At 54.2% G+C, this 6,396-nt stretch carries 7 protein-coding genes and 1 tRNA gene; 7 read left to right on the plus strand and 1 reads right to left on the minus strand.

Features of this window, described 5'->3' with window-relative positions:
* Window positions 1–224 precede the first annotated feature (224 nt).
* The 7 genes from tolB to VLV32_01320 all read left to right on the plus strand — a co-directional run bounded on the left by tolB (window position 225) and on the right by VLV32_01320 (window position 5,743).
* Window positions 225–1,553 (plus strand): Tol-Pal system beta propeller repeat protein TolB, encoded by a 1,329-nt coding sequence (tolB, locus tag VLV32_01290; GenBank protein ID HUL40533.1) that lies wholly within the window; start codon window positions 225–227, stop codon window positions 1,551–1,553.
* A gap of 37 nt (window positions 1,554–1,590) precedes the next feature.
* Window positions 1,591–2,100, plus strand: coding sequence for a peptidoglycan-associated lipoprotein Pal (pal, locus tag VLV32_01295; protein HUL40534.1), 510 nt, complete (start codon window positions 1,591–1,593; stop codon window positions 2,098–2,100).
* Between the two features lie 6 nt (window positions 2,101–2,106).
* Window positions 2,107–2,898 (plus strand): tol-pal system protein YbgF, encoded by a 792-nt coding sequence (gene ybgF / locus VLV32_01300; GenBank protein HUL40535.1) that lies wholly within the window; start codon window positions 2,107–2,109, stop codon window positions 2,896–2,898.
* 8 nt (window positions 2,899–2,906) lie between these two features.
* On the plus strand, window positions 2,907–3,578 hold the full coding sequence (gene queE / locus VLV32_01305) for a 7-carboxy-7-deazaguanine synthase QueE (GenBank protein ID HUL40536.1): 672 nt from the start codon (window positions 2,907–2,909) through the stop codon (window positions 3,576–3,578).
* A 163-nt stretch (window positions 3,579–3,741) separates the two neighbouring features.
* On the plus strand, window positions 3,742–4,419 hold the full coding sequence (queC, locus tag VLV32_01310) for a 7-cyano-7-deazaguanine synthase QueC (protein HUL40537.1): 678 nt from the start codon (window positions 3,742–3,744) through the stop codon (window positions 4,417–4,419).
* A gap of 42 nt (window positions 4,420–4,461) precedes the next feature.
* Window positions 4,462–5,583, plus strand: a complete 1,122-nt coding sequence (locus VLV32_01315) for a YeeE/YedE family protein (GenBank protein HUL40538.1) — start codon at window positions 4,462–4,464, stop codon at window positions 5,581–5,583.
* A gap of 83 nt (window positions 5,584–5,666) precedes the next feature.
* Window positions 5,667–5,743: transfer RNA gene (locus VLV32_01320), tRNA-Lys, on the plus strand.
* Window positions 5,744–5,842: 99 nt separating this feature from the next.
* On the opposite strand, the gene VLV32_01325 is transcribed toward VLV32_01320, so the two are convergent.
* A partial coding sequence (locus VLV32_01325) for a hypothetical protein (GenBank protein HUL40539.1) occupies window positions 5,843–6,396 on the minus strand: 554 nt, incomplete at its 5' end.

Below are 6,396 nucleotides of genomic sequence, written 5' to 3' on the forward strand. Positions count from 1 at the left end.
GCGAAGTTGGATTGCTCTCCAACAAGCGCCAAGCGGCTGGGGCACGGGGTGAAAACCGTGCCGCTCCGCAGGGTTGCGGCAAAAAAAGCGCGCTTGCTTTGTTACTTGGCTCGATCGATGTTCCAGCATAAAACGCGCTTGGCGTTGCGCGTCCATTGCTTTCCTGTAGGGCAAATCCGTTTCAGTGTGTCAGAGGCTGTTCCTCTACGCTATAATGGCGCGCAATGACCTTTAAAACCATCAAGCGCATTCATGCGAGGTCCGCGCTGAGTGGCGCTTTGGCAATAATAATTTTCCCACTGTTGTTTTTTTGCGCGGGCCCGCTTCGCGCGGAACTCACCATTGAGATCATCGGTGGTGGGGCGACGCAGATTCCAATCGCGATAGTCCCGTTTGCGGGAGAACAGGGGCTGCCACAAAACATTACCCAAGTTGTCGGTGCCGATCTGGTGCGCAGCGGGCTGTTCAAGCTAGTGGACACGGGCGGCATCACCCCGTTGCCGGCGGAATTCAGCGATGTACATTTTTCCGACTGGAAGGCGCGGAACGCAGATGCGTTGGTCATCGGTTCGGTCAGACCGCAGCCCGACGGCAAGCTGGAAGTGCGATTCCGTCTTTTGGATGTGACCAAGCAAGTGCAACTCGCGGGATACAGCTACAGCGTCGTCGTTGCGCAATTGCGTCTTACGGCGCACAAAATCGCCGACGTGGTTTATGAGAAACTCACCGGGGATCCGGGCGTTTTCAGCACCAAAATCTGTTATGTGCTAAGACAGCCCAATAAGTACGAACTGCAAATTGCCGATGCTGACGGCTACAATTCCCAGACTATAGTCACTTCGCACGAATCCATCATTTCGCCTGCATGGTCGCCTGATGGCACGCGGATCGCCTATGTGTCGTTCGAGCGCGGACGGGCGATCGTTTACGTGCAATCGCTTTTAACGGGACAACGTACATTGATAGCGAATTATCCGGGCAGCAATAGCGCGCCGGCTTGGGCTCCAGACGGCAAGCGTCTCGCGATCGTGCTCACCAAGGACGGCCCGTCGCAAATCTATTTGGTGAATCCCGATGGCAGCGGTTTGCGGCGCATCACGTACAGCGACGCAATTGACACCGAGCCCAATTTTTCAAGCGACGGCAAATGGATCATATTCACCTCGGACCGCGGTGGATCGCCGCAAATATACCGTATGACCGCAGGCGGCGGGACACCTGAGCGCCTTACTTTCGAAGGCAATTACAACGTGTCTCCGCGCTTCAGCCCGGATGGGAAAAGTTTTGTCTTTATCCAGGAAGGCACTGATGGGCGTTTCAATGTGGCGGTAGAAGATTTGGCGACGCGTCAAGTGCAGGTGCTGACGAATTCCTTGCTCAATGAATCGCCGACCTACGCTCCGAACGGCAAAATTATCCTTTACGCAACGGTAAACAACGGGCGTGGTATATTGGCAGCGGTTTCAAGTGATGGTAGAGTGAAAGAACGTCTCACTGTTCAGACTGGAGACATACGCGAACCCTCGTGGGGCCCTTTTTTGAAAGCGCAATAGCAACTTCCCGTTTTAAATCAACGAAAGGAGACACAAAATGAAGAAATCCGTGTTCATTATATTGCTGGCGGGCCTGCTTGCCGCTTGCGCCAGCAAAGAAGCGAAACAAGAATCGCAGGAAACACAACCCGAGATGGGCGTTGCCAAGGGCACAACCCAGACCTTTGGCGAGCAGCCAGCGGCCCAGCCCGTAGCTCAAGCGCCCGGCATGCCGACTGACCGCAGCGTTCATTTTGACTTCGATAAGTCAAACATCAAGCAGGAGTACGTACTGGTGGTGCAGACAAATGCGGAATATATGGCCGGTAACGCCTCTGCCCGAGTCACCGTACAGGGTAATTGCGATGAGCGCGGCAGCCGCGAATACAATTTGGGGCTCGGCCAGCGCCGCGCCGATTCGGTCAAGCAAGCGCTGATAGCGGCGGGTGCCTCTGGAAGTAACATCCAGACCGTTAGCTTTGGCAAGGAAAAACCGGTTTGCACCGAGCATAACGAGCAGTGCTGGTGGCGCAATCGCCGGGCCGACATCGTCTATCAAGGCGAGTAACCCGTTTTGCGATTCTCGGTTTTGTTTAGCGCCGCGCTCGTCGCGGCTGCGGCGGGTTGTGCCGGTTTAACAACGGACGACGAAGCGCGCAGGAGAATCGATCAGCAACAACAGCAGATTGTTGAGCTGCAGACTCAAAATCATGCTTTAGAAACGCGCGTCATGAGGCTCGAGCAGGCCGCGAAAAACCAGGGTCTTCTCGACCTGCTCACGCAAATACAAGCGTTAAAAGTCGATCTCGACAAGCTCAGGGGTCAAATCGAAGTCCAGGCGAACGATATTGAATCAATTGAAAAGCGACAAAAGGACTTTTACGTCGACTTGGACACGCGGCTACGCCGCTTGGAACAGAGTTCGCAGACGCTCGCGCCGGCGCCGGAGACCGGGGGTGCGAAGCCTGGAAAACCGGGCGGCGCCAATGCTGAAACGGAAACCAAGAGTTATGAGACCGCTTATAATCTTTTCAAGGCTGGGAATTACGCGGGAGCCGTAACGGCGTTTCAGAATTTCATTAAGGAGTACCCTTCAAGCAATCTTGCTTCAAGCGCACAGTACTGGATCGGCAATGCCTATTTTGCGCAGCGCGACTTCAAGAACGCAATTGCCAGCCAGCAGAAACTTCTAGATGTCTACCCTGACAGCTCGAAGGCGCCTGATGCAATGCTCAATATAGCGAGCTCACAGCAGGAACTCGGGAATGACACGGCGGCAAAAAAAACGCTCAAGGAACTGATTGCCAAATATCCGGTAAGCGACGCCGCGGACAAGGCGAAGAAGCGGCTCAGCGCGATCAAGTAATCTCTGTCATGAATTCCATTTCCGATGCGCGCCTGCTGGAAACGCGGTTGCGGGTCACCGAAATTTTCTATTCCTTGCAGGGCGAAACCAGTCGAGTAGGTATGCCGACGGTTTTTATCCGTCTGACCGGCTGCCCGCTGCGCTGCGACTATTGTGACACTGAGTACGCGTTTCACGGGGGCGAGACCATGTCGCTTGCTGCAATCATGGCGCAGGTCGCCTCGCACCATGCGCAGTTCGTGACCGTCACCGGCGGCGAGCCATTGGCGCAGAAAAATTGCCCCCAGTTGCTGCATGAACTTTGCAACGCGGGTTATTTAGTGTCGCTCGAAACCAGCGGCGCGCTGGATGTTTCCGGGTTAGATGTCCGGGTGGCGAAAGTCCTTGACATCAAGACGCCCGGCTCGGGAGAAGTCGGGAAGAATTTGTGGAGCAATCTTGCGCATCTCACGCGACAGGATGAAATTAAGTTTGTAATATGCGATGCGCCGGATTATCTTTGGGCGGTGGAACAGGTACGCAAACGCAATCTCGCGAATGTCTGCCCGGTTCTGTTTTCTCCCGCTTATAAGAAACTGGCCGAAAAAACTTTGGCAGACTGGATTTTGCGCGACCGACTTCCGGTGCGGATGCAGATTCAATTGCATAAATACCTGTGGGGCGAAGTGCCGGGGCATTGAGCAAAGCTGCATCCTTGGCTCCGATACTTTGTTGCTTGATTCGCTCGAATGCTTATATATTGATCATATACTCTCCGCGGTGATCAAAGCTCGCGCCTCGCCTCAAAGTCAAATTCTCATTTTTACAATCACTTTTTTTTGATCTCCGGTTCCCAATATTCCAATGAAAAAAGCGGTAGTCCTTCTGTCTGGCGGGCTGGACTCGGCTACCACGCTGGCCGTCGCCCAAGATCAGGAATTCCAGTGCTATGCGCTCAGCGTGGATTATGGCCAGCGCCACCGCGTGGAGCTAAAGGCGGCAAAACGCATTGCCAAAGCGCTGCAAGTGTTCGAGCACCGGGTGTTTCAGGTTGATCTGACGGTATTCGGTGGCTCGGCGCTGACTGATAGGACGATCGATGTTCCGCTTGCGCCTTCAACCGGGATTCCGGCAACGTATGTGCCGGCGCGCAACACCATAATGCTGTCGCTGGCCCTGGCTTGGGCCGAGACAATCTCAAGTAGCGATATTTTCATCGGCGCGAACGCGGTCGATTATTCCGGCTACCCGGATTGCCGGCCCGAATACATTGCCGCCTTCGAGAAAATGGCAAATCTTGCGACCAAGGCGGCAGTCGAGGGCAGCAAGCTCTCCGTTCATGCGCCTCTTATCGCCTTGTCCAAAGCTGAGATTATCCGCCGGGGTCTGAGGCTGGGCGTGGACTTCGCCCTGACTGTCTCATGCTACCAGACAACGGACGACGGGCTCGCATGCGGCCAGTGCGATTCCTGCCGCTTAAGACGCGATGGTTTTGCGGCCGCCGGCTTGAATGATCCTGCGCGCTACCGGAATGCACGCTAAAGATCTCTCAAGCACGCAGCATTTGCTTTAGAATTCCTTGTTGTGCAATCAAGCGCTCATCTGGCAAATATCGTTGCGTGGGGCGGCTTTGTGCTGGCGTTTATTTTCGGCGCAGTCGGACACCAGGCCAATTTCTGCACCATGGGCGCCGTATCCGACATGGTCAACATGGGCGATTGGTCGCGCATGCGCATGTGGCTCTTGTCCATCGCGATCGCTATTCTCGGCGCCAACGGGCTGCAGGCGCTGGGGTACATCGATTTGTCCAAGTCCATTTACCTCGCACCTGATTTCACCTGGCTCGCGCATATTCTCGGGGGCCTAGTCTTCGGCGTCGGAATGACGCTTGCTTCCGGCTGCGGCAGCAAGACCCTGATACGCCTAGGCGCTGGCGATTTGAGATCTTTGGTTGTTTTTGCGTTCCTGGGAATTTCCTCGTACATGACGCTGAAAGGGCTGTTCGGCGTGTGGCGGACGGGTTACATCGAACCGGTGGCGGTCAATTTTCTTGCTTACGGAATAAACGGGCAGGATCTGCCGACACTATTGTCTGGAGTGATCGGAATCGGCAAGCAAACGCTGCAAATTGCAGTAGCGGGAATTGTTGCCGCGGTGATTCTTGCCTTCGTTTTCAAGGACTATCGCTTCCGTAGCAACCGCAATTACGTTTTTGCCGGGCTGGCCGTGGGCCTGGTCGTGGTGGGCGGTTGGTATGTAACCGGTCATATCGGCTATGCAGAGAATCCCGATACGCTGGAGATGACTTTCTTCGGCACCAACACGCGTGCGGCCGAATCGTTGACGTTTGTCGCGCCGCTGGGATACAGCCTTGAACTGCTGATGCTTTGGAGCGACAGTTCTTTGCACGTTAGCTTTGGAATTGCAGCAGTCGCAGGCGTTATTGCCGGATCTTTCGCGCACGCCACATTTAGCAAGAATTTCCGCATGCAAGGTTTTCGCGACGCCAAGGACACCGCCAACCACATGCTGGGAGGAGTGCTTATGGGGTTTGGCGGCGTGACGGCCTTGGGATGCACCATAGGGCAGGGAATCACCGGCTTTTCCACGCTGGCGCTGGGCTCGATCATCACGTTCTTCGCCATCGTCACGGGTGCTGCACTGACGATGAAATACCAATACTGGAAAATGCCGCACGAATCCTGATTCGCGGATTCGGCACGATTTTGGGGAACAATTCGATTTGCGGTTAGAGGGCCGTAAATATAAAATCCAACGTTTCATTATTCGGGTCGTTAGCTCAGCCTGGTAGAGCAGCGGACTTTTAATCCGTTGGTCGGCGGTTCGAATCCGCCACGACCTACCAAAATTGAATTAGTTACGTGATAGCAGCCAATGGCACTGCCTAATATCCGGCGACCTGCCCAATATTCTCGCCAATTACCCAGTTTTTACGCGCCTAAACTTAAGGAAGCCGTCTAGCATGCTCAAAAATAAAATAACCAATACCGACTCCATACCCACAGTCGAAGTCGAATACCCCTTTTAGCGGCAGTTCCTCAATACTAATCAAGCCTGCCTCTTTCTCAGTATTGGGGAAGAACGCTCCACCTGGCTCGTGGTGCAAGAAAAAATCACCGAAATGCGCCCCGCATAAGCAAGTGTTCATGTAGTAATTAGCCTCGGCAGTTTTCGATTCCCTATTCTCAAATTGCGGATGCTTAGCAAGAATCCACTCAAGAATTTCGGGCGGCATGGATTCGACGTAGTCGAGCACAACCAGCTCATTGCCATAATCTGCCGAGCTCGGCCCCGTTTCGTCGAAGATTTCCCGAATCTTGATGTTGCCGAGAATTTCCTCGTATTTGCGGATCGTGCGCTTGCTATGGATGATGTAGAGGACTTTCCAGCCAAAATCGTGGCCGATATCCAGCATACCCAACGCCGATTCCAGGTCGCTTAGCTCTCCCTTGAAATCGGCTTTCGCATTAGCTCGGATTTCATCTAACTGCCGCCGTT

The organism is Burkholderiales bacterium, from assembly GCA_035518095.1.
GTDB lineage: Bacteria > Pseudomonadota > Gammaproteobacteria > Burkholderiales > JAHFRG01 > JAHFRG01.

What these genes read in the sequence shown, in the direction of transcription:
- queE (HUL40536.1), top strand. Translation starts at nt 2,907, where the DNA reads ATGAATTCCATTTCCGATGCGCGCCTGCTGGAAACGCGGTTGCGGGTC.
- queC (HUL40537.1), top strand. Translation starts at nt 3,742, where the DNA reads ATGAAAAAAGCGGTAGTCCTTCTGTCTGGCGGGCTGGACTCGGCTACC.
- tolB (HUL40533.1), top strand. Translation starts at nt 225, where the DNA reads ATGACCTTTAAAACCATCAAGCGCATTCATGCGAGGTCCGCGCTGAGT.
- pal (HUL40534.1), top strand. Translation starts at nt 1,591, where the DNA reads ATGAAGAAATCCGTGTTCATTATATTGCTGGCGGGCCTGCTTGCCGCT.